Origin of the sequence: Pseudomonas sp. Irchel s3h9 (assembly GCF_900187475.1) — a bacterium.
GTDB lineage: Bacteria > Pseudomonadota > Gammaproteobacteria > Pseudomonadales > Pseudomonadaceae > Aquipseudomonas > Aquipseudomonas neuropathica.
Genome location: NZ_FYDH01000012.1, coordinates 115,201 through 136,320 on the forward strand (window position 1 = coordinate 115,201; position 21,120 = coordinate 136,320).

The 21,120-nt window shown below is 57.2% G+C and carries 22 protein-coding genes and 1 pseudogene; 10 read left to right on the forward strand and 13 right to left on the reverse strand.

Features of this window, described 5'->3' with window-relative positions:
* Positions 1 to 119 precede the first annotated feature (119 nt).
* Positions 120 to 482, reverse strand: a complete 363-nt coding sequence (locus CKW26_RS20410; protein ID WP_095049909.1) for a DUF6124 family protein — start codon at positions 480 to 482, stop codon at positions 120 to 122.
* Positions 483 to 976: 494 nt separating this feature from the next.
* Here CKW26_RS20410 and CKW26_RS20415 point away from each other — a divergent pair, with 494 nt between their 5' ends.
* Entirely contained in the window at positions 977 to 1,984 is a 1,008-nt protein-coding gene (locus CKW26_RS20415; protein WP_095049910.1) for a saccharopine dehydrogenase, read from the forward strand.
* Positions 1,985 to 2,095: 111 nt separating this feature from the next.
* Here the strand turns inward: CKW26_RS20415 and CKW26_RS20420 are convergent, their stop codons facing one another.
* Together CKW26_RS20420 and CKW26_RS20425 are read right to left on the reverse strand one after the other, a co-directional pair.
* The gene (locus tag CKW26_RS20420; protein ID WP_095049911.1) at positions 2,096 to 2,524 is read right to left on the reverse strand and encodes a hypothetical protein; all 429 of its coding nucleotides are present in this window, start codon (positions 2,522 to 2,524) and stop codon (positions 2,096 to 2,098) included.
* Between the two features lies 1 nt (position 2,525).
* Positions 2,526 to 2,813, reverse strand: coding sequence for a hypothetical protein (locus CKW26_RS20425; RefSeq protein WP_095049912.1), 288 nt, complete (start codon positions 2,811 to 2,813; stop codon positions 2,526 to 2,528).
* Positions 2,814 to 3,098: 285 nt separating this feature from the next.
* Here CKW26_RS20425 and CKW26_RS20430 point away from each other — a divergent pair, with 285 nt between their 5' ends.
* Entirely contained in the window at positions 3,099 to 3,416 is a 318-nt protein-coding gene (locus tag CKW26_RS20430) for a hypothetical protein (protein WP_095049913.1), read from the forward strand.
* A 137-nt stretch (positions 3,417 to 3,553) separates the two neighbouring features.
* On the opposite strand, the gene CKW26_RS20435 is transcribed toward CKW26_RS20430, so the two are convergent.
* From CKW26_RS20435 to CKW26_RS20445, 3 genes and pseudogenes are all read right to left on the reverse strand, one after another.
* Entirely contained in the window at positions 3,554 to 3,802 is a 249-nt protein-coding gene (locus CKW26_RS20435) for a DUF6555 family protein (RefSeq protein ID WP_077572547.1), read from the reverse strand.
* Positions 3,803 to 4,054: 252 nt separating this feature from the next.
* The gene (locus CKW26_RS20440) at positions 4,055 to 5,107 is read right to left on the reverse strand and encodes a hypothetical protein (RefSeq protein WP_141231871.1); all 1,053 of its coding nucleotides are present in this window, start codon (positions 5,105 to 5,107) and stop codon (positions 4,055 to 4,057) included.
* Between the two features lie 129 nt (positions 5,108 to 5,236).
* Positions 5,237 to 5,479, reverse strand: a pseudogene (locus CKW26_RS20445) (MBL fold metallo-hydrolase); the annotation flags it as partial.
* 301 nt (positions 5,480 to 5,780) lie between these two features.
* Between CKW26_RS20445 and gabP the strand changes: the two are divergent.
* The 3 genes from gabP to CKW26_RS20460 all read left to right on the forward strand — a co-directional run bounded on the left by gabP (position 5,781) and on the right by CKW26_RS20460 (position 8,917).
* Positions 5,781 to 7,181: a GABA permease gene (gene gabP, locus CKW26_RS20450; RefSeq protein ID WP_095049915.1), complete on the forward strand. Its 1,401-nt coding sequence runs from the start codon at positions 5,781 to 5,783 to the stop codon at positions 7,179 to 7,181.
* Positions 7,182 to 7,268: 87 nt separating this feature from the next.
* A complete protein-coding gene (locus CKW26_RS20455) occupies positions 7,269 to 8,369 on the forward strand; it encodes a GlxA family transcriptional regulator (protein ID WP_095049986.1) in 1,101 nt (366 codons plus the stop codon).
* 134 nt (positions 8,370 to 8,503) lie between these two features.
* A complete protein-coding gene (locus tag CKW26_RS20460; RefSeq protein WP_095049916.1) occupies positions 8,504 to 8,917 on the forward strand; it encodes a PaaI family thioesterase in 414 nt (137 codons plus the stop codon).
* Between the two features lie 175 nt (positions 8,918 to 9,092).
* On the opposite strand, the gene CKW26_RS20465 is transcribed toward CKW26_RS20460, so the two are convergent.
* Positions 9,093 to 9,278: a hypothetical protein gene (locus CKW26_RS20465; protein WP_095049917.1), complete on the reverse strand. Its 186-nt coding sequence runs from the start codon at positions 9,276 to 9,278 to the stop codon at positions 9,093 to 9,095.
* A 275-nt stretch (positions 9,279 to 9,553) separates the two neighbouring features.
* Here CKW26_RS20465 and CKW26_RS20470 point away from each other — a divergent pair, with 275 nt between their 5' ends.
* Positions 9,554 to 12,637 (forward strand): autotransporter outer membrane beta-barrel domain-containing protein, encoded by a 3,084-nt coding sequence (locus CKW26_RS20470; RefSeq protein WP_177409268.1) that lies wholly within the window; start codon positions 9,554 to 9,556, stop codon positions 12,635 to 12,637.
* Positions 12,638 to 12,921: 284 nt separating this feature from the next.
* Here the strand turns inward: CKW26_RS20470 and CKW26_RS20475 are convergent, their stop codons facing one another.
* On the reverse strand, positions 12,922 to 14,781 hold the full coding sequence (locus CKW26_RS20475) for an ABC transporter ATP-binding protein (RefSeq protein ID WP_095049987.1): 1,860 nt from the start codon (positions 14,779 to 14,781) through the stop codon (positions 12,922 to 12,924).
* Between the two features lie 235 nt (positions 14,782 to 15,016).
* On the opposite strand from CKW26_RS20475, the gene CKW26_RS20480 reads away from it, so the two are divergent.
* Complete coding sequence (locus CKW26_RS20480; RefSeq protein ID WP_095049919.1) at positions 15,017 to 15,211, forward strand: hypothetical protein; 195 nt, start codon at positions 15,017 to 15,019, stop codon at positions 15,209 to 15,211.
* A 55-nt stretch (positions 15,212 to 15,266) separates the two neighbouring features.
* On the opposite strand, the gene CKW26_RS20485 is transcribed toward CKW26_RS20480, so the two are convergent.
* From CKW26_RS20485 to CKW26_RS20500, 4 genes are all read right to left on the reverse strand, one after another.
* Positions 15,267 to 15,677 carry a hypothetical protein gene (locus CKW26_RS20485; RefSeq protein ID WP_095049920.1) on the reverse strand — a complete coding sequence of 137 codons (411 nt, stop codon included), beginning with the start codon at positions 15,675 to 15,677 and terminating at the stop codon, positions 15,267 to 15,269.
* Positions 15,678 to 15,754: 77 nt separating this feature from the next.
* Complete coding sequence (locus tag CKW26_RS20490; RefSeq protein WP_095049921.1) at positions 15,755 to 16,381, reverse strand: DUF3885 domain-containing protein; 627 nt, start codon at positions 16,379 to 16,381, stop codon at positions 15,755 to 15,757.
* 93 nt (positions 16,382 to 16,474) lie between these two features.
* Positions 16,475 to 17,476: an alpha/beta hydrolase gene (locus CKW26_RS20495; protein WP_095049922.1), complete on the reverse strand. Its 1,002-nt coding sequence runs from the start codon at positions 17,474 to 17,476 to the stop codon at positions 16,475 to 16,477.
* Complete coding sequence (locus tag CKW26_RS20500; RefSeq protein ID WP_095049923.1) at positions 17,476 to 17,916, reverse strand: TspO/MBR family protein; 441 nt, start codon at positions 17,914 to 17,916, stop codon at positions 17,476 to 17,478. Before CKW26_RS20500 ends, CKW26_RS20495 begins: the two co-directional genes overlap by 1 nt.
* Positions 17,917 to 18,058: 142 nt before the next feature.
* Here CKW26_RS20500 and CKW26_RS20505 point away from each other — a divergent pair, with 142 nt between their 5' ends.
* Complete coding sequence (locus CKW26_RS20505) at positions 18,059 to 18,325, forward strand: hypothetical protein (protein ID WP_095049924.1); 267 nt, start codon at positions 18,059 to 18,061, stop codon at positions 18,323 to 18,325.
* Entirely contained in the window at positions 18,322 to 18,804 is a 483-nt protein-coding gene (locus CKW26_RS20510; protein ID WP_256579934.1) for a hypothetical protein, read from the forward strand. The genes CKW26_RS20505 and CKW26_RS20510 overlap by 4 nt, the downstream gene beginning before the upstream one ends.
* Here CKW26_RS20510 and CKW26_RS20515 read toward each other — a convergent pair whose 3' ends face one another.
* A complete protein-coding gene (locus CKW26_RS20515) occupies positions 18,805 to 20,313 on the reverse strand; it encodes an EAL domain-containing protein (protein ID WP_256579935.1) in 1,509 nt (502 codons plus the stop codon). It abuts the gene before it with no gap.
* 370 nt (positions 20,314 to 20,683) lie between these two features.
* On the opposite strand from CKW26_RS20515, the gene CKW26_RS20520 reads away from it, so the two are divergent.
* On the forward strand, positions 20,684 to 21,013 hold the full coding sequence (locus CKW26_RS20520) for a DHCW motif cupin fold protein (RefSeq protein ID WP_095049927.1): 330 nt from the start codon (positions 20,684 to 20,686) through the stop codon (positions 21,011 to 21,013).
* Positions 21,014 to 21,120: the final 107 nt, after the last annotated feature.

Below are 21,120 nucleotides of genomic sequence, written 5' to 3' on the forward strand. Positions count from 1 at the left end.
AAACACGTAGCCGTTTAGTTTTAATTGCAACTGACGGCTTTTGGCCGAGAGCGGCCACCCAATGCAATCTTGATCCCTTTGTGACAGCAGCCAGAACGCCGCCACAAAGGGATTACTCATCAATCCACCGGCACAACATTATCCAGCGCTTGATTTATCGCCAATTCGCCCAGCATTACCACTTGCGCAATGCCCAGCGCAGTTTTGCGGTGGCCTGGGTCGAGGAGGGCGGCGAAGTTGCAGAGCATTTCGGTGGCTGAACTGAGAGATTCGCTGGCGTTAACGAGCAGGGACTCGCTGTCGTAATCGGAGTTGGCCAGAAACATGGGAGCGTGTTTCTGGTCGCTGCCCATGATGCGTTGTGTTGGCGTGAGGTAGTAATCGAGGGCGCGTTCGGCGGCGTCGTTGAGTGTTCGCGAGTCTGGAAATTTGTAGGGTGAGACTGGATCGGTTTCTGGGGGATTCGGCGTTGGTTTGAACATAGATGAAGCTCCATATGGGACTTAAGGAGCCATCACCTTCGCTACCAAACGAAAGGTGGTGGCCATACGAAGGTTGGTAGACCGGCCCATATGGAAAATCCGGCGCGCCCGAGGGCGCCCTGCGCATGGCCACCATAAGACAAATGCTGAAAAGCATCTGCGCACGGTGACGTTATGCGTCATATGAGAGCGGGCTACCAAACCCCATCACTGTTTTTCAGTGACCCAAGAACGATAAAACCCGCGCCGCAGACGCACAAGCCGGCGGATTCTGGCGTAGTCGTAGGCAATGGCGCAAGACGTTGTAGCCTTAAGCAGGTAACGCGACGTGTCTTTTAAACAACCATGAAAAACGCCTAAACACGGCTCATCAACACTCCGTTCAAAATCGCATTCGTCGGTCCACTCTCCAGCTCAGGCAATGGCGGGGAACCCTCACGACAGGGCACGCACCAACTCTAGGTTGCAACCCCAAAAGACGAGGAAGGATACCCATGTCAGTTCACCCGATTTTGTTCCTGGGCGGTTCCGGCGCCATTGGCCACCGTTCTGCCGAAGCTTTGCGTGCTGCTTATCCCGGCGTCCCGTTGCTGATCGGCGGCCGAGACCTGGCCAAGGCTGAGCAAGCCGCCGAGGAAATGGGCGGGGCGCAGGGCGTGATTATTGACCCTGCGGCCGATGACCTGGGGCTGGGTGATCGCCCGGTCAGTGCCGTGGCGGTTTTCTATATGGATCATTCCCTTGCCGGGTTGCGTTTCGCGCAGAGGCGCAAGGTCCCGCACCTGAGCATTTCTTCTGGCATTTTCGAGATGGCGCCGCAAATCGCGAGCTACATCCACCGCCCTGATGCGGCGCCCATCGTGCTGGGTTACGAGTGGATGGTAGGCGCTACGACCGTTGCGACGCTGCACCTCGCCGAGGCCTTTGCCCGGGTGCGCGATATTCGTATCGATGCGTTGGTCGACGAGCAGGATGGCGGCGGGCCGACCGTGGCTAAGGATTTCGATCACCTGAACAAGCTGCTGCCCGCCGCCCTGACTCGGCGCGAGGGCGATTACCTCTGGCGCGAAGGGGCGGACAAGAACGTCAGCTTCAGAGCGCTGGACGGCACGCCGATGCAAGCCAGCGGCTTCTCGTCCATCGATGTCACAGGGCTGGCGGCGGCCACCGATGCGCCAAATGTTCAGTTCAATCTCGCCAGCGGAGTGAGTTCATCGCGGCGCGCCGGTCGGCCGATGTCGACCGAGATTCTCATCGAACTGCTGGGTGAGGATCATCAAGGGCGACCGTTGCACACCCGGCATGCTCTCGTTCACCCGGCAGGCGCTGCAGCGTTGACGGGGCTGAGCGTCGCCATGCTGCTGGAGCGATTGCTTGGGCTGGATGGTCAGCCGCCGACTCCGGCAGGTCTTTACTTTCCTTATCAGTTGCTTGACGCCGGTGCATATCTGCAGCGTCTGAGCAAAGAGGGTGGTGAACTGCTGGAACTGCAAGTGCAGTAACCGTTCTGCGCAGCACCGCCGACCTGCCGCTCATTCAGGTCGGCGGTGATGCACATTCACTCAACGGTTGAAACGTAAAACCGTTTTGGTGCGCGTGAACGACTCACCGAATTATTCCGAGAGCAACTTTTTACAGTCCAATAGCACGTCACTCAGGAATGGATGGATTTGCGTCGACTCCATTAAAACCAGCAACTCGGTGGCTCGTGTCCTGATGGGCATCCATTCTGCGTGATCAAAGATCAGGCGATCATTACAGTGAAATGCGGCCTCAGTAAGGCTATTGCAACGCTCCCAAATGTCTTCCAGCCGGCTCTTCACGTCCTCCGATAGCCCACTGCCGCAGATTGAAAGTACCTTTTCTATCGGGAGAATCATCTCGGACCAGACTTCACAGGCGGGGCAATCCGGGATAGTTGCCTGCTGTATGTCCGAGGCTTGAGCCAGAAACCCAAGCGCCTCGATGACCTCGCACACGGCAAGAACCTGCTTGTACTCATTCTGGCCGTACCAAGCCCATAACGTGGAGGAGAACCCCATATCAAACTCCAGAAAAATCCAGCCCCCGAGATCTCACATTTTCCATCGCTTCGAGAAGCTGGCCGTCGAAGTACTCGGAGCCATCTCTTTCCCGCACTTCGATGCGGTGTTTTGCCTCGATTAACAGGTGTTCGGGTGCGATATTCTGATTCAAAAAAGTAGCGACCATCAGATCGCTCAAATGCACTAGCGGTGTATCCCATGACTCCTTGCAGCGTTGCATCAGCCCGGTATGGGCATCCCCGCGCCATGGCCCTAAAAGATTCGAGACTGCCAATTCGGAGATCATTAACGTGCCTTACATGAATAGTCGAATTGCCGGACCGCTGGTGGCCAGCGCGAGACGCTACGTGGGCGTGCCGCTCGCGCATTCGGCCACAAAAAAGCATCAGGATGATAGCAAATAGATGGCGCTCCTCTTACGCTAGGTCTTCCGTTAGTCAGCCAGTAATCAGGTGCAGTCACCGTGCGTCAGGTCCTCGGCTTATACACCCCGGGCCATTGGCTTTGCTCGCTCGGGGGGATGAAAATCGCCTCTTAATCAAATCCTTAATGTTGCCTACAAGAACCTGATATGAAAAAGCTAAGTAACGATTTCAGCGGAGCACTCCGAACGTTCGCATATTTCATGGCCAGTGGAAGCCACTACATGCTCAAGGACGTGAAGTACCTCGATATGTATGGCTCAGAGCCCAGTGCGATTGAACAGGTCTTTGCGATATTTGCGAATGTCATAGAGATGGACGACGAAGGCAATGTCCTCAATTTCACTTACGCGCAAAAAAGGGCGACTGACTACCTACGGTCATACTGCGATCGGTCTTTCGAAGTCAAACCGCCTTTTGAGGACTGGGAAACCGAACTCTATGGGCCACCCAAAATCACGCGCTAATGTCTAGTTTACGTGCCAGCCCGAGACATCCGAGGGATGCCCGGGTTTGTATCCGCCAGGCGTCGGCGTGGCGCTTGAGAATCCTCACGGCGACTGCCAAATCCCACCAAGCGTATTACCGATCTGTTTGAGCATGATTAAGCCTCCGTCCAGTCCACCGTCGCCGTTTCGCGCCATTTCACCTCGGTGATGCCAAACCGTTCGGCCTGGGGTTTGGAGATGACTTTCAACGGTGGCTTGCCGGGTTTTGGAATCGGCGCAATGCCGGCGTCGCAACTCGCCCAGTGCCATGCGTCAGCGTTGCGCATGGTTTTTGCGCGGATGACGAATGACTTTGGCTGGCCGTGAAGTTTGTATTCGATGACGAAGATGTCGACGTTACTCATGCGCTCCTCCTTACGCTCATACGCAAATGAGTTTTGCCGACGAAAAAAATTCAAAGGATTTTCGGGGTTTGTGTCAGAGGTTTTTTTAGACGGTTGTTCTACTCCGAGCGTATTCAAATAGGGCATCGGTTTGTGACATGCCAGTGCGTCGGCGCAGGCTTTTTTGAGTACTGATTTGTACGTCCGCTTCAGATGGGGATGACTGACTGTGCCAGCGTATCCATCCCCTCAGTGAATGACCTTGTTTACAGCTCAATAACCTTCCATGAACAACACTGCTTCCAGTTGGCGGGCGCTATACGCCGAGCCCGAACGCACATTCAGCGCCTGCACAATGGCTGCGACAAGGCGGTTTGCGTCTAGCTGCGCCGGCCAGGACATGTAGGCATTGCGCCACCCGGCACGGGTCGCTCGTGGGCGACTACCGCCACGCCCACCAATCAGGCCCAGGTCAGGATATTGCGATTTGAAGTTATCGAGTTCGGCATCGTCGAGTACGGCCTCGGCAATAGCCACCAATGCAGTGGCTACGCGTGAGTCGTAGATCACAAAGTCATCTGGGTAAAACATGGCGTACAGCTTCGTCCATGCACTGTTCATTGCGGCTGGCTGTTGAGCGTTACGGTTAGCCGCCCGTTGCAGGTTGGCGACTACTGCATTGGCATCTTGTGTCGGCACGCGCACTCCGCCCCACTTGCAAATGGATGCGAACAACGCCAGCACTGCGTCGGCATTACCGGCAAGATCAGGACTGAGTTTCTGCGCCTGTTCAATAAAACCCTCCAACAAACGTTCGGTGGCTGTAAAACTCACTCCCGGCGAGGGCCAGAAGTAGCTGCTCAATCGCGCATCCAGGCCAACGACCGCCTCGGCTGGATAGAGCTTGCGGCGGCGGCGATCGTAAATTTGAAAGGGTTCCTGTTCAAGGTAACAGGCAAACCGCGCTTCCAAGGGTTTCAGACTCCGGCAGTTCGGAGATACAGGTATCTCGCAATCTGGCTCTACTTCCGTCGTCAGCTCATGCATCTCATCAAGGCTGAGCAACTCATATACGCCGTCGGCTACCCGCCGGTAACGTGCTGTTTGACCGTTACGCGTCCAGAAACCGGTGTGTTCGCACAGATTTGCCAATTGTGTACTGATCGTGCTGGCCGCGAAGAAATCCAGACCCACGCGGTAGCGTTGGCTGGTGGCAGTGGGGCTTAGGTAAACCCTGCGTTCAGTGGTTTTTAGGTCTGCGGCGCGGAAATGTAGCGGGAGTGCGCCGGCGTGGATTTCAAGGGCGATTGCGTCGTGCAGAGCCATTAGCCATTCCAAATGCTGAGAGATGAGTTTTTCGAAACGGCAGTAGGCTACTAGACCTCGCGTGTGCACTCCACACGACAACCATGCATTTGTGTATTCGCACCTTCGCCCTTATTGCGATCAATAATCTCAGATCGCCGGAATCCAGCGAAATGCTTCACCATTGACGGCAAGGCGGCCAACCGACGGGAAGGGCAGGTGCGTGGCGACAAACAGTTCGCCACTGGCCGCTGTTTCCTGCACCAAGCGCACGCGTACGCGTACGCGCACCGCTTCATCGGGGTCATGCTCGAAGCCGTTGTGCCAGTCCGGTTGGTCGAAGGCCACCGGAAACAAGGCGTCGCCAGCAAAGGTCAGACGTTCTTCGCCGGAGGAGCTGCGGCGGGCATAGGTTGCAGTGTGCGCTCGGTGACTAGACGGTTCCCGCTGTGAACGCGCAGTTCTCGAATGTCGATATCAGACACGATCATGGCGCAATCAGGCTACTGATTCACCGGACAGGCCGGGTAAGGTGACGCGTCTTCACATCAAAATAATCCCATCCAGATCATGGGGTTGATAAGAACTGCGGCAGTTGAAGGGGGCTTCTTTCGGGGGCTCGGCAGGCAACGACAGTGCTCGATTGCCTTGGTCAACTCGCTTGAATGTCGTTCAGCAGAGAATAAAAAAACCAATGATCAGCCCGAACTCAACGGATTCGAGTAGCCAATTGGCGCAGGGCTTCAAGCCTCGTCACGTCACTATGTTGTCCATTGCCGGGATTATCGGCGCCGGATTGTTCGTAGGTTCAGGACATGCCATTGCGGCGGCGGGGCCGGCGGTTCTGCTGGCTTATCTGTTCTCCGGTTTGCTCGTCGTGCTGGTCATGCGCATGCTCGGTGAGATGGCGGTGGCTAACCCCGACACTGGCTCGTTCTCGACCTATGCCGACCAGGCCATCGGACGCTGGGCCGGTTTCACCATCGGTTGGCTCTACTGGTGGTTCTGGGTTTTGGTGATTCCCATCGAAGCGCTCGCCGCCGGGCATGTGCTGAACCAATGGTTTCCGCAGGTCGATGCCTGGCTGTTCGCGTTGGGCTCGATCATTGCGCTGGTGGTGACCAACCTGTTCAGCGTGGCCAAGTACGGTGAATTCGAGTTCTGGTTCGCCATGGCCAAGGTCGTGGCGATCATCGGTTTTATCGGCGTCGGTTTTGCCGTGTTGATGGGCTGGGTGCCGGATCGTGAAGTCAGCGGCTTGAGTGGGTTGATGGCCGAGCACGGTGGGTTTGCGCCCAATGGCTTGTCGGCGGTGGTCGGCGCTTTCATCACCATCATGTTCAGCTTCATCGGTACCGAAGCGGTGACCATCGCCGCCGCCGAATCCAACGACCCGTCGCGAAACATTGCCAAGGCCACGCGTTCGGTAATCTGGCGCATTGGCGTGTTTTACCTGCTGTCGATCTTCGTGGTGATCTCCGTGGTGCCCTGGAATGATCCGTTGCTGGCCTCGGTCGGCTCTTATCAGCGCGCTCTGGAAATCATGAACATTCCCCACGCCAAGTTCATGGTCGACGTCGTCGTGCTGATTGCCGTGGCCAGTTGCATGAACTCCTCGATCTACATTGCTTCGCGGATGCTGTACTCGCTGGGCCGGCGTGGCGATGCACCGAAAGCGCTGAAGGCGACCTCTTCTGAGGGTGTGCCGCGCGCAGCGGTTATCGCCAGCACCGTGCTCGGTGCGTCGATCACTGTGTGGAGCTACTTCATGCCTGCCGGGCTGTTTGAATTCCTGCTGGCCAGCTCCGGAGCGATTGCCCTGTTGGTGTACCTCGCCATCGCGGTGTCGCAGTTGCGCATGCGGCGGATATTGCAACAGCGCAACGTCGAGCTGACCTTCCGCATGTGGCTGTTTCCCTGGTTGACGTGGCTGGTGATCGTGTTCATCTGCGCCGCGCTGGCGGTGATGATGATCACCCCGCAACACCGCACTGAAGTCACGACAACCATTGGCCTGGCGCTGGGGATTTCCTTTATTGGCCTGTTGACGTCGCGTCATCCTGCGCCGACGGCGAGGGTTACGTCGGTGGGGTAGGCATTTGCGCCGAACCTGATACTCCCTCCACGTTTGTCGGAGGGAATGGCAGACGCCTGCGTCGCGACCGATTTTTATGAGGCCATGATGTCATCGACCCCCTCCGTAGCCGACGGTGCAACCCAATCCGTCGGGTTTCTGCTGTTGGACAAATTTACCCTGATGTCATTGGCGTCCGCCGTCGAGCCCTTGCGCATGGCCAATCAACTGACGGGGCGAACGTTGTATCGCTGGCATACCTTCAGCCCCAATGGCGCGGCGGTCTGGGCCAGCGATGGCGTGCCGATCACCCCGGATGGGTCGTGGAGCAATCCCTCCGTGGCGGACACGGTTATCGTCTGCGGTGGCGTCGGCATCCAGAGCGCAATTACCCGCGAGCACACGACGTGGCTGCAAGCTTTGGCGCGACAGTCCAAGCGCTTGGGCGGGGTCTGCACCGGTAGCTGGGCGCTCGCCAAAGCCGGGTTGCTCGACGGATATGAGTGCAGCGTGCACTGGGAATTTCTGGCGGCGATGCAGGAAGCTTTTCCGCGTGTGAGCGTCAGCACCAGTCTGTTTACCCTCGACCGCAACCGCTTCACCAGCTCCGGTGGCACCGCGCCGCTGGACATGATGCTGCACCTGATTGCGCGCGATCATGGTCGTGAACTGGCCACCGCCATCTCCGAGATGTTCGTCTACGAGCGCATCCGCAATGAGCAGGATCACCAACGCGTACCGCTCAAGCATGTGGTCGGCACGCACCAGCCCAAGCTGCAAGAAGTGGTGGCGTTGATGGAGGCCAATCTCGAGGAACCGATCGATCTGGATAATCTGGCCGAATACGTCGACCTGTCACGGCGACAGCTGGAGCGGTTGTTTCAGAAATACCTGCAATGCACACCGTCGCGCTACTACTTGCGGTTGCGGCTGATTCGCGCACGACAACTGCTCAAGCAGACGTCCTTGTCGATCGTTGAGCTGGCGTACGTGTGTGGGTTCGTCTCAACGCCGCATTTCTCCAAATGCTACCGCGAGCACTTTGGCGTGCCGCCGAGTGATGAGCGCTCCGGCTCTGAGATGAGTCGCAAACCGGTAGCGCAGCCGTCAACAATCAAGCCGCTGACGACGCTCGACCAAGCGCGCAACGAATCGACGTTTGCCAGTGTTCGAATGATGGAACGTGGCGATCTGGCGTCCACGGGATGATCGGTCGGTCCTGCTTCGACAGTTGATCACTGGAGATTTCGCATCCGTATAGTTCTTGCTCCATCAGACGATTGCCAATAAACCCTCCCATTAAGGTCAATGAAGCCGGTGAGTCACCGGCACCAGGAGGGACCATGGACGCCATCGCAATTCCCGAAGGTTTCACCGCGTTTACCCGCAGCAGCCCGTTGCTTGATTTGCTGGGCCCGATCTACGCGAGGGGCAGCGGGCTGCAACTGGAACTGGGTTTATTGACCGACTCACGCCATGCGAATGGCCGTGGCACCTTGCATGGCGGGGTATTGGCGACGTTGGCCGATGTCGGGATGGGTTACGCCATGGCGTTTTCCAGCGACCCTCCACAGCCATTGATCACGGCGAGCATGACCCTGGATTATCTCGGCGCGGTGCAGATGAACGAGTGGCTGGAAGTGCGTTTGGAGTACTCGAAAAAAGGCCGGCAGTTGGCGTTTGCTGCTGTCAGTTTGCATGTTGGGGAGCGCACGGTGGCGCGGGCCAGTGCGGTGTTTGCGGTGCCAATGGGTTGAAAATGTGTGTCCATCAAAAGGTAGGTCATCGATGGAGTGCGTTTTGACGAATAGCGGGTAAATGTTTCCACGTCTTGGATAATTGCTTCTGGGCGATATCCGCACACGAATGACTGCTGTCGGCCAGAAGCTACCGTTCGAGAAACGCAGCTTCTGACCCATTACAGACATCAATTCATTGGCCACTGGTATAGATGAGCACAGCTATTAGCGCTGCGAATGGAGATAGCAGAATCAGTCCACCGACGACAACTGCCCAGCCCCAGGCAAAACCACTCTCACCCTTGAAACGGCCGCCACTCAGTAAGCCCAACACAAACACGCCAATTCGATGAGCTATCAAATCGATAATGAAGTCCATTGACCGTTTCTCCTTGCCGTTTTCCATGAAACGTCAGAACGTCCACTCCCGACCAATACTGACCACTCGATTCCGCTAGGTTCATCTGGAAGTAGACGGTGATACGAGTTGCTGAGTGCCAAAAAGATCAGCTCACTCGTAGGAAAAGTCCTACATTTCCGTCGGAAAAGCCTGAATTTTTGCCGCTAAATTTCCTGTTCAAATTTCTCCCCAGTGACTTTCGAGCGCCGGCTTGTTTAAGCCTGTCCTGAAAAAAATCAATGAATGAGAGATTTATGAACAGCATCTACCGAACTATATGGAATCGCACGTGCACCTATTTTACGGTGCCGTCGGAGTCGGCGTCTGGCGAACTAAAATCGCGAAACAGCGTTGCGCGCTTATCTTCAAGAGCCCCGGCTTTTCCCTTGAGCACGTTGTCTGCCAGCTTGTTGTTGGCCTTTTCCAGCATGGGGCACGCCACTGGTGTGCTCGTCGACGGTACGATCTATAACGGTACCGGGAAAATGGTGACATCAGGTGACAACAACCCTGCATTGCGGGTTATGAATGTCGGTGATGCGACTTGGAGCAACGGTATTCTCAGCACTTCAGGCACTGGCTTGGGCGCTGTGCTGGTAGAAACCAGCTCCACGCTGAACTTGATCGGCATGACCGTGAATTCCCTCATGGCCAATACGCCTGGGTTGGTGGCGTCTGGTGGCTCTAAGGTAAACCTTCAAAACACCGAGGTCGCTACGCTGGGCAACAGCGTCGCGTTGGATATCAAAGAAGCAAGCCAGCTAAGTGGTAACAATGTGCAGATCAATAGCACAGGTTCGGGCCTGCTCGTGACGAATGCGACGGCTGATGTCAGCAATCTCGATATCGTTACCCTCGGAGCCAACGGGTATGGAATTGCAACAACGGGGACCAGCAACGTCAACGTTCGCGGAGGCTCCATTAAAACAACCAATAGCAGGGGCTACGGAATATACGCCACCGCAGGCGGGACGGTGGTGGCGGACGATATTGCGATCAGTACTTCAGGGGACAACAGTCGTGGAGCGCTGGCCTCAGGAGAGGGGGCTTACATAAGTCTGGACGGCGGCAGCATAACCACCACCGGATCAGGGTACGCCTATGGTGCTCAGGCATCCCAAGGGGCGACCGTTGATGTCAAGAACATGGACATCAACTCTAACGCCGAAGCCGTATTTGCTGATGTTGGAGGGACGGTGAATGTCGAGTCGTCAAACCTGCACTCCACGGCCACTGCCATCTCGGCCAAACAGGGAGGTGTGGTCAATGCGAACAATGTGAAGATCACCAGCGACGGATCAGGACCTATGCTCCGGGCATCTGCAGGCTCAACCCTCAACTTGACTAACAGTGAAGTGGATTTAGGGGAACACGGCCTCTGGAGCAGCAAAATCGATGGCGGGAAAGCAACGTTCGATAATGTCCGCATCCACGGTGAGCACGGCGGCATCGGTCTCTACTCTGCATCTGGGGGTACTGTCATCGGTAAGAATGTCGATATCGCTCTCAATGGTAATGGCAGCTACGGTGTCTATGTAGGCACGGACGTCGGTTCATCGTTGAGCCTCGAAGACTCACGTGTTGTGGTCAATGGCACGACCGCCGTCGGGATCGCCGCTCTGACATCGGGCCAGCATAGCGTTCATCTCAAAAACAGCCTGGTCAGCTCCAATGACTATGCCATCAAGGGAGGGGTTCTCGCCGGTGTTGATGTGACCGCTGACGGTTCAACGATTGAAGGCAACATCTTGATGGGTTCCCGTAGCGTGGAGACTAGCGGCAAGAAAATCGAACGTATGACACTGGCCGCCACCAATGGGTCGCGACTGAAAGGCGACGTGTCGATCGATCATGATCACACGCTAGACAGCAGCATCAACCTTGAAAATGGTTCGACCTGGCAAGGTGCAGCGCAATGGCTGGATAAACTGGGTGTAAACAGTGGAAGCGCCTGGACAATGACTGGCGACTCTTCGTTGGGTGCTCTTTCGTTGAACGACGGCCGTGTCAATTTCGACCACGCCAACGGCTTGTTCAAAACGCTGACGGTGGGCAATTTGAGCGGCAATGGCAGCTTCTTGCTCAACACTGACCTGGCAACGCTGCAAGGCGACTTGCTCAAGGTTGAAGGACAAGTTGACGGGGAGCACACGCTGGTCGTTGCCGACTCCGGCCACCAGGCCCAAGGTGGTGCACTGATGCTGGTGGATACCAACGGCGGCGCGGGCAAGTTCGATTTGTACGGCGGCAAAGTCGACGTGGGTGCCTTCCGTTATGGCCTCGAGCAGCGCGGCGATGACTGGTACCTGGCTGGTACTGCACAGGATGCGGGCGGTGGCGAGGGGCCAGTGGGTGATACCGCTGGCGGTGCCGGAGACATCGTTGCGCCCATTGAACCCATTATCAGCAATCCTCAACCAGAGAACCTGAGTAAGGGCGCGAACGCTGCCATCGCTCAACAGGCGGCGGCCACGGGACTCATCGGTGCGCAGATGAATGCCTTGACCAAACGACTGGGCGAGTTGCGTATGGGCAATGATGAGGGCGGTCTGTGGACACGTGGCTTCGGCAAGGAGCAGCGCATCGATACAGGTTCCAGCCGTGCCTTTGAGCAGCAGGTCAACGGTTTCGAGATTGGCGCCGACAAGGCCATTCCTTTCTACAACGGCAAGCTGTACCTCGGCGGTATGGCCGGACAAGGTGAGGCTCGTCAGAACTTCGGCGAAGGCAGCAAAGGCCACATCGACAGCGCCATGCTCGGCACCTATGCAACCTACATCGATCAAAACGGCGTGTACGTTGACAGCGTGCTGAAATACACCCACTTGGACAACAAGGTCGATATCACCAGCAATATGGGCCAGAAGGTCGACGGTAAATACAAGAATCACGCAATTGCGGCGAGCGTCGAAGTTGGCAAGCAAATCGATCTTGGACAAGGCTGGTTCGTCGAACCACAGCTGGAAGTGCAAGCGTTCCGCGTGGGCAGTGGCGATTACACCGCAAGCAATGGCTTGAAAGTCGAGCAGGATGCCGTTACTTCTGTTCAGAGCCGAGTTGGCAGCCTGTTCGGTCGTAACATGAAGCTGAATAACGGTATGACTGTGCAGCCATACGCCAAAGCATCGTGGATTACCGAACATGCCGGTGACAGCCATGTGAGCGTTAACGACGTAAGTCTGGACAGCAAATTGCCAGGTTCGCGGGCCGAAATCGGTGGCGGGGCGATCCTGCAAACCGCCGAGAAGCACAAGTTCTTCATCGACGCGGAGTACACCAAAGGCGATGGTATCGAACAGCCTTATTCGGTGAACCTCGGCTACCGCTACGCTTGGTAAAAGCCTCTCCTGAAGGCAGTTTCAGATAAAGCGAACAGGACCCGGATCTTTGAATTCGGGTCTTGTTCGTTTGTATTTTTGTTGATGACAATCGGCAGGTTCATTTCGTTATTTCAAACAAGAAACGATTCCTTCCCAGAAAAGTAAGCGCACCTGAGGCAATTGGGGCAAATGACTAATATGCAATTGACGTTTTTGTTGGCCATTGGACGTTTAGACCACTTTCCGATAATGGCCGATAGCAGTCGCTCACAAGCGACTGCTCCCCACTCAGCCCCACACCCTCAAGCCTGATCCATCGCCGCCGCCACGCCCTGATCCTCACCGAGAAACCCACCACTCTGATGCTGCCAGAGCCGCGCATAAATACCGTTTCTGCTCAGCAACTCAGTGTGCGTCCCTTGCTCGATAATCCGCCCCTCATCCATGACAATCAGTCGATCCATCGCGGCAATCGTCGACAAGCGATGGGCAATAGCGATGACGGTCTTACCCTGCATCATTTCATCAAGGCTTTCCTGGATGGCGACTTCGACTTCCGAGTCCAGCGCGCTGGTGGCTTCGTCGAGCAGCAGGATCGGCGCGTTCTTCAGCATCACTCGGGCGATGGCGATGCGTTGGCGCTGGCCGCCGGAGAGTTTGATGCCGCGCTCGCAGACCAGAGTGTCGTAGCCGCTGTGGCCTTGCTTGTCGCTCAGTTGGCTGATGAAGCCGTCGGCCTGCGCATTGGCGGCGGCGCGGCGGATATCTTCGTCGGTGGCGTCCGGGCGGCCGTAGGCGATGTTGTCGCGAATCGAGCGGTGCAGCAGCGATGTGTCTTGGGTGACCATGCCGATGGCGCTGCGCAGACTGTCTTGCGTCACGTGCGCGATGTTCTGGCCGTCGATGCGGATTTCACCGCTGTCGACATCATAGAAGCGCAGCAGCAGATTGATCAGCGTCGATTTGCCCGCACCGGAGCGGCCGACCAGGCCGATTTTCTCGCCAGCGCGGATGCTCAGGCTCAAGTTGTCGAGGACCTGACGTTCGCCGTTGTAGTTGAAGTTCACCTTATCGAACGTCACCGCGCCGCCCGCCGGCACCAGCACGCCGGCGTTCGGCGCGTCCTGCACTTTGGGGCCACGGGTGAGGGTGGCCATGCCGTCCTGCACGGTGCCGATGTTTTCGAACAGCGACGTCATCTGCCACATGATCCAGTGCGACATGCCGTTGATGCGCAGCGCCATGGCGGTAATCGCCGCCACCGCGCCGGTGCCGACCTGACCCAGATGCCACAGCCACAGGGCATAGCCGCCGGCACCGATAATCAGCCCGACCACCAGCGCCTGATTGACGATCTCGAACTGGCTGACCAGACGCATCTGGCGGAACCCGGTGAGCTTGAAATCCTCCATCGCCGCGCGTGCGAAGTGCGCTTCACGCTTGGAGTGCGAGAACAGTTTTACCGTGGTGATGTTGGTGTAGGCGTCGGCAATGCGCCCGGTCATCGACGATCGCGCATCAGCCTGCTCCTGACCGACCTGACCCAGACGCGGCACAAAGTACACCATGGCCAGCCCGAACAACGCGACCCAGATAATGAACGGCAGCATCAGTTTCAGGGCAAAGCCGCCGGCCAGGGCGATGATCGCAATGAAGTAAACGCCGATGCCCGGTGCGATTTCGATGAGGGTGAACAACACTTCGCGCACGGCCAGTGCGGTCTGCATGACCTTGGTCGTGACCCGCCCGGAGAACTCATCGGAAAAGAACGAAAGGCTTTGCCGCAGCATCAGCCGATGGAAGTCCCAGCGCAGCCGCAACGGCAGATTGATCGCGAGGATCTGATGCTGAACCATGGTGCGCAGCGCCACCAGCCCGATGCTGATAAACAGCACAATACCGATGCCCCACAGCACACGACTTTCCTGCGCGTTGACTCCACCGCCGGCCTGCCACGTCGAGAGCAGATCGACGACCTGGCCGAGAAAGGAAAACAGCCAGGCTTCGTAGATCGACACGCCGGCACTGAGCAGCGCCAGCGCGAGGATATAACCGCGTGCACCGCGCGTGCAGGCCCACAGGAACCGCATCAGGCCGACGGGCGGGGGTGGTGCTTCGTCGGGCGGGAAGGGGTCGAGTCGTTGTTCAAACACGCGCAGCATTGTGGTCTCCGAAATCATCAGGGTCAGGGGATTCTGCCATTGAATGGCGGACTTGAGGGTTTGCATGTCACCGACTTGTCCCCATCGAGTGTCGTTGCCCGGGATCACTGCGGCGGAGAACCCCACGGATTCCGGGGGCATGCCGATCAGCTAAGCTGTCTGCTCAGACAACTTGAGCAGCGCACGATGCAGCGAACAAATCCGGTTTCGTGTTGGGAGTCGATGGACAAAGGAAATGTTTAATTTCTTTTTGACGTTTTTGTTCGTGTTGATCCCCACGGCGTCGCTTTCGCTCGACAGTTATCTTCGCTACCGAGTGGCAAAAAACCAACCGGTGAGCAAGGCGTGGAAGGGCTGCAATCATTTGCTCTCCATCCTGTTGCTCATGCAGTTGCTGGGTTTGGCGCTGTACTTTTTCTACATCGCCTGAGCGCGGCGGTTGTCGGCCTTCCAGGGAGAGGAAACCTATGCCTGAAAACCGACACCTATCGTTGTGCAAGCACTTCCCGCCTGACCTGCAACGCAAGCACAGCAAAGCCTTTGCCAGTGCCGCGCTCGGAAGCCGAATAGTTCTGATGCGCCGAGACATCCTCCCATTGGCTTACGAACTCTACGTGTAGATGATCACTGTCGGTGTCAATTTGAAACGCTATGAACCGTTCCGCTTGATCGAGGATCAAGCCATACAGGCGTGGCATTCCGGGAAAGTCGACTTCAAGATCAAGTACGACGGTTTCTGACCAATCAACACCTTGGCGCTCGCCGAAACGTGTCAAGGCCTCGGGAATATTGGTATCACGCCAGAATCGAGCGGTTTCCTTCAGGCGATGGGCAGTCACCGTATTCTGTTCCTGCACATTGAGTTGCCGCTTCTTGAGCAGACGATCTATTTCCATATTGCGCCCCCAGTATTGCTCACGCCCAAAAGCTCCCTTTTTGGATTCGTCGCTGATGCCAGCGTCCGGTGTAGCGACTAACGCGCCCCTGCGAACGTGGCGTCCATGGCCGAGCGGTCATAGTCAAGCAGGTATTGATTGTGCCGCTCGTATAGTTGCGAAAGCAGCGGTGCATTAGGGCCGACGACATCCATGCCTCTGTCGTCGTAGGGAAAAACCATGACCTGTTTCGGCAGATTGAACAGATACACATCACAGTGGGGATTGGGCTCAATAGCGCCAAAATCTTTAGTCAACGCGCACCAGAGAAATGCTTGAAGGCTTGTGATCGGCGCTTCGAACGCGATGTTGATCCAGTACTCAGGCTCTTCTTCGCAATACCATTCTTCGACATCTATCTCCTCGCTCCAGATTGAGCGTTCAGGAGGAATATCAATGCCGGCAGATCGAAATGCCCGAATCGCGGCCCGATGAGTAAAGCCATGGTTGCCTGAGTGAGTGCGCAGACACGCCACAAACGTTGCCGCGTCAGAAAAGATATCGCTGCAGATCGTTGTCGATTTTCGTAGGGCGGTCAGGAACTGCTCAATGATCCCACCCGTTTCGGAGAGCTCGAAGCGCAGACCTCCGGGGCAGGAATAGAAAAGAGGTCGGGCAAAGGCTTTGCCTTGAAAAGTCCTCTCGATTTCATCTCGTAGGTTCACGTTATCCCTTCGTATTCATTAGCCTGTCTCCTCAACCAAGGAGTTGCGGACAGATCTTACTTTAACCCCGACTCTAGAGCTAAGTCGGTGGACTCAATGAGACGGTGCCGCTGCTGGCGTTTGTGGCGAACCAACGGCCTCGACGCGCGCCGAAATCCATTTCCGGCTGTAGGCCAGCACGCCTTGAGCGATTGCCGTGGGGAAGTGAATGAAACCGTGAGGCGAGGAGGGCAGCATGTACATTTCGACCGGGGCCGCTTGCGCCCAACGTTTGGCGATGTCGAGTGTGTCGTCGCGTAGCGGATCGAGTTCACCGGCAAACAGCAGCGCGGGCGGGAGGCCGCTGAAGTCGCCGTACAGCGGAGACAGCGATGGCTGACGGCGCTGCTCGTCGGTCAGTTCGGGTGTGAGCAAGCGCAACGCCTCGACCATGCCGGGGCCGTCCAGCACCAGTGTGTCCGCAGGCGCGTTGCGTACGCTTGGCGTTCCGGTGAGGTCGTAGACGCCGTAATACAGCAGTGCGCCGTTGATACGTTGCAGTAAATCGGGCCATTGCTTCAGCGCCAACAAGGTCGCCGCCGCCAGATGGCCGCCCGCCGATTCACCGACCACCACCACGGGCAGACCGGCAAATTCGGCATCACTCAATACTCCGCGCGTAGCGTTGAGGCAGTCTTGCAGCAGACCCTCAATCGGCGTCGAAACCGCTAATCGATAGTCGACCGAAACCACAGTCACTTCGCAGGTCTCAACAATGGCCGCGTTGAAGTTGTCGTCCATCTGCGCATTGCCGATCACCCAGCCGCCACCGTGAAAATCCAGCACCACGCCTTTCGCCGGGCCTTTAGGGCGGATGATGCGCACCGGTACGTTATCAATCAGCTTACGCTCAGCGGTCAGGCCAAGCTTGCGCAACGCGCCCGAGCCGCCAATCTGACTCGCGCGCAACAGCGCTTGAATCAAGCGTGGCGTCAGGCGGTTGCGGATCTTGAACCGCGGCAGCCAGGCCAGCTTCCTGTTGAAGGCGCGCACCTGCGCCAACTCGCGCTCGCCCTGCGGCCATGGCGTTGCACTGCCCCGATTGGCACTGGTCATCAGCGGTTCTTGATCAGGATGGAAAAATTCAACGCCGCGGCAACGCACAGCCACGCCAGATAAGGAAACAGGATCAAGCCAGTGATCAGGTCCAGTTGTATCGCCAGCACCACCATCGCCGCGACCACCAGCCACAACACGGTGAGAATCACCATCGCCGCCAGCACCTGATGCGCGCCGAAGAACACCGGCGTCCACAGCGTGTTCAACGCAATCTGCGCCGCCCACAACGCCAGCACGGTCTGGCTGCCGGGGATCAGGCTCAAGCGGTAACCGGCCCAGGCCAGCAGCAGATAGATAATCGTCCAGGCCACCGGGAACGCCCAATTGGGCGGGGTGAAACCGGGTTTGTTCAGCCCTTCGTACCACGGCCCTGGTTTGAACATCACGCCGGTGGCTGCCGCCGCAGCGCAGGCCAGAAGAAAAATGAAAAAGGTCATCGCCAGTCCTTGGCTGAAATCAGCCGGTTGGGGGTTTAAGAAAGGGACGCCTCGGCAAGGAAAAAGTTTGCCATGAATTCCGGATTGGTCAGAGAGGCGATTCAATTTGAACTAAAAACTGACCGTCACGTCAGGATAATCAGTGCCTTTTCCTACTGACGTGGATGACATCATGTACACCTATCACATCAAATATCTATTCAACGGCGAGCCTCGGACTTTTCTGCTTGAACTCAAGGAGCAGCAGTTGGCCAAGCACGAGGCTGCGATGCATCTGCTGGAACTGCATCTGGGCGATGCGGAAAACGGCTTGATCATGCCTACAGCGGATTCAACGCCCGAGCAGATTCTTGAACATGCCGAGCGAGTAGGGATCACGCACATCAAGGTGGTCAGCCAGACCAATTGAAGCGTGAGGCAAATGTTGGCAAGGGCGGCGATTCATCGCATGCTGCGCGCACACTTCACTGTACGCCCGGAGGACACGTCTTGCCGACCCTGAGCCGCGCTGATCTTGCTTACGTTTTGCAAATTCTGGAGCAAGACACGATTCACGACTTGAGCCTTATTTGTCAGGCTGTGCAGATGAATCCTCGCGACCTGTTGAATCAAGTCGCGATTGCCATGGCCGATCAGTTCCTTAGCGGTGTACGCAACTTTCACGCATGCGACGAGGTGATGAATCTGTTGTTCAGCGATATCGTCAACCTCGGCATGGATGCCGAAATGCCCGAGCCGGCTTTTTCCATCTACCTCGCGTTTGATTCCGGAGAGCATTGGCACACCGGTGATAACAAGGAGGTCGTGCCGTGGGAAAAATGGACGCGACCTGAGCTCGTGCAGATTCTTGATCGGCTGGCGGGTGGCTTGTCCGGGGCTCGTCGATAGTTACACGCTTTCTAGCGCTGGATGGTCGACAAGCACGGTTGTCCGGTCTTGATAGAACTGTAAAAACTCACCCGCCGGCATCGCCTTGCCAAACAGCCAGCCCTGACCAAAATGCACGCCGTGATCGCGCAGGTAATCGCTCTGGGCTTCGGTCTCGATGCCTTCGGCGACTATTTGCAGACGCAGGCTCTTGGCCATTTCGATAATGTGGCCAGTCACTGATCCGGTGGCTGCATCCTGATCGATGTTGTCGACGAACGATTTGTCGATCTTCAGCACATCCAGCGGCAATTGCTGCAAATGCTGAAGACTCGAAAAACCCGTGCCGAAATCGTCAATGGCCGCCAGATAACCCAGCTCACGGGCGCGATTGACGGTGGTGCGGGCCGCATCAATCTCAACGAAGCCGCGCTCGGTGGCCTCCAGCCAGATCTGCTTTTGCTGCACGTTGGCGCGGCGTAACGCAGCGTCGAGTATTGGCAGGAAACGGCCACTGCTGACGTCCTTCGCCGCCAGGTTGATTGCCACGTGCAAGCCGCGCTCCTTGACCAGCAACGGGCCGAGGTCGCGCATCACATTGTCGATGACCTGATCGGTGATCGGCAGAATCAAACCACTGTGCTCGGCCAGTGGAATAAACGCATCGGGGCACACCCGCGAGCCGTCCGGATGCTGCCAGCGCACCAGTGCCTCCGCGCCGACGCAGGCACCGTCGCTGAGGCGGATGATCGGTTGATAGTGAACAACGAACTCGCGATTGCGCACCGCCAGTTGCAGTTCCGCCAGCGGCGACAGACGTTGCCGGGTGCGGCGCACGATCAGCAACACCAGCACACCTGCGAGCAAGCCACCGATCGGCAACAGCATCAATTCACGGCGGATCAGCCCTTGCATCAGCTCATGGCGCGACAGCGCGGCGATGGCGACCCAGTCGCCGCTGTGCACGAGGGTGTAGAGGTAGCCGTCGGCAAGGCCCGAGTGCGGGCCGGAATGTACGCGAGCAAGAAAGTGTTCCGCGCCCGGGCGCGAGGTGCTGACCAATTGCCCGGACGCGGTGCCGACCGCCAGGTGCAAATCCTCATCAAGCATCACCTGCAGAAACTGCTCGGGATCGACCAGCACGTTGAACGCCGCGTACTGCAGCGCCATCATCGGCTTGGCCGCAACGATGCGCGACTGCACACCGAGCGACACACGCACGCCATCCGCGGTGGTGAAGTCCTCGCGCCACGGCGCCGCATGCTGCCCGACCGGGCCCCAGGAACCGCAGGCATAAATCTCTTCTTCGACGTAACCGATCGACTTTACCGAGAGCGTGTTGATGGTCAACAGGCGCATCTCGTCGATGCTTTCCGGCGTGCACGGCGCGAGACGCGACCCAGCGATGGATTTCAGCGCGCCGGCCGCTTCACTGAAGGTGCCATGGGCACGGCTGGAGGCGACGGAAGCGAGGATTTCCAGACGTTGCTGAGCCGCTGCCAGATTCAACATCCAGGCGACGTAACCCATCAAAAGGACCGGAAGCAAGACACACGGAAGGCCCAGGAGAATGCTCCCCCAGACAATGCGTTTTTTGTTCATTTAGCGCCACCTTGGCCTCAAGGCCTGTGACGTGCGCACAGCACGGCTGTTTTCAGCCATTACAGATTACGGCTGCCGTGTAGGGTAAATACTGCTCCAGATCAACTTAACTGATTGCCCGGACTGTTTGGTTTCTCTGCGTTCTGTGAGCTGCGTGACCGGGCCTCATTACTGGCAAGCCAGCTTCCACAAGGACCGTGTTCAGAGTCTGTATCCCGCAAATCCGAGCTGTCTGTATCTATCGGCACAATTCCCTCGTTGATACCTTGCGCGCTTCGCGAACATCAACGAGGTAGCCATGGATCTCACCGCCATTCCTTTCGGTACCACCGATTGGTCAACCATTGAACCGGAGGCGCATGCCGGGGTAACCGGCACGGCTTGGTGGCGAACCTGCCAGTTTGGCGCAACGCGCGTGCGGATGGTCGAGTACAGTCCCGGCTACCTCGCTGATCATTGGTGCTGGCGCGGCCATATCCTCCTGTGCCTGGAAGGGCAGTTGCAGACCGAACTGGAGGATGGCCGCCAGTTCACATTGACTCCCGGTATGAGTTACCAGGTAGGCAACGACGCCGAAGGCCATCGATCCTTCACCGCTACTGGAGCGAAACTGTTCATCGTCGATTGAGTTTGCGCTGATGCCTTCAGGTCTTTTTCTGCTCGTGATGGGGGCTTTTCAGTCAACATCACCTCAGATGGCCGACCGCCATGGCGAACAGGTTCACTCCTGCAAGG

Bases quoted from the DNA above. Each gene is read 5' to 3' on its own strand.
- CKW26_RS20410 (WP_095049909.1), bottom strand. From the start codon at position 482: ATGTTCAAACCAACGCCGAATCCCCCAGAAACCGATCCAGTCTCACCC.
- CKW26_RS20415 (WP_095049910.1), top strand. From the start codon at position 977: ATGTCAGTTCACCCGATTTTGTTCCTGGGCGGTTCCGGCGCCATTGGC.
- CKW26_RS20420 (WP_095049911.1), bottom strand. From the start codon at position 2,524: ATGGGGTTCTCCTCCACGTTATGGGCTTGGTACGGCCAGAATGAGTAC.
- CKW26_RS20425 (WP_095049912.1), bottom strand. From the start codon at position 2,813: ATGATCTCCGAATTGGCAGTCTCGAATCTTTTAGGGCCATGGCGCGGG.
- CKW26_RS20430 (WP_095049913.1), top strand. From the start codon at position 3,099: ATGAAAAAGCTAAGTAACGATTTCAGCGGAGCACTCCGAACGTTCGCA.
- CKW26_RS20435 (WP_077572547.1), bottom strand. From the start codon at position 3,802: ATGAGTAACGTCGACATCTTCGTCATCGAATACAAACTTCACGGCCAG.
- CKW26_RS20440 (WP_141231871.1), bottom strand. From the start codon at position 5,107: ATGGCTCTGCACGACGCAATCGCCCTTGAAATCCACGCCGGCGCACTC.
- gabP (WP_095049915.1), top strand. From the start codon at position 5,781: ATGATCAGCCCGAACTCAACGGATTCGAGTAGCCAATTGGCGCAGGGC.
- CKW26_RS20455 (WP_095049986.1), top strand. From the start codon at position 7,269: ATGTCATCGACCCCCTCCGTAGCCGACGGTGCAACCCAATCCGTCGGG.
- CKW26_RS20460 (WP_095049916.1), top strand. From the start codon at position 8,504: ATGGACGCCATCGCAATTCCCGAAGGTTTCACCGCGTTTACCCGCAGC.
- CKW26_RS20465 (WP_095049917.1), bottom strand. From the start codon at position 9,278: ATGGACTTCATTATCGATTTGATAGCTCATCGAATTGGCGTGTTTGTG.
- CKW26_RS20470 (WP_177409268.1), top strand. From the start codon at position 9,554: ATGAACAGCATCTACCGAACTATATGGAATCGCACGTGCACCTATTTT.
- CKW26_RS20475 (WP_095049987.1), bottom strand. From the start codon at position 14,781: ATGCTGCGCGTGTTTGAACAACGACTCGACCCCTTCCCGCCCGACGAA.
- CKW26_RS20480 (WP_095049919.1), top strand. From the start codon at position 15,017: ATGTTTAATTTCTTTTTGACGTTTTTGTTCGTGTTGATCCCCACGGCG.
- CKW26_RS20485 (WP_095049920.1), bottom strand. From the start codon at position 15,677: ATGGAAATAGATCGTCTGCTCAAGAAGCGGCAACTCAATGTGCAGGAA.
- CKW26_RS20495 (WP_095049922.1), bottom strand. From the start codon at position 17,476: ATGACCAGTGCCAATCGGGGCAGTGCAACGCCATGGCCGCAGGGCGAG.
- CKW26_RS20500 (WP_095049923.1), bottom strand. From the start codon at position 17,916: ATGACCTTTTTCATTTTTCTTCTGGCCTGCGCTGCGGCGGCAGCCACC.
- CKW26_RS20515 (WP_256579935.1), bottom strand. From the start codon at position 20,313: ATGGGTTACGTCGCCTGGATGTTGAATCTGGCAGCGGCTCAGCAACGT.
- CKW26_RS20520 (WP_095049927.1), top strand. From the start codon at position 20,684: ATGGATCTCACCGCCATTCCTTTCGGTACCACCGATTGGTCAACCATT.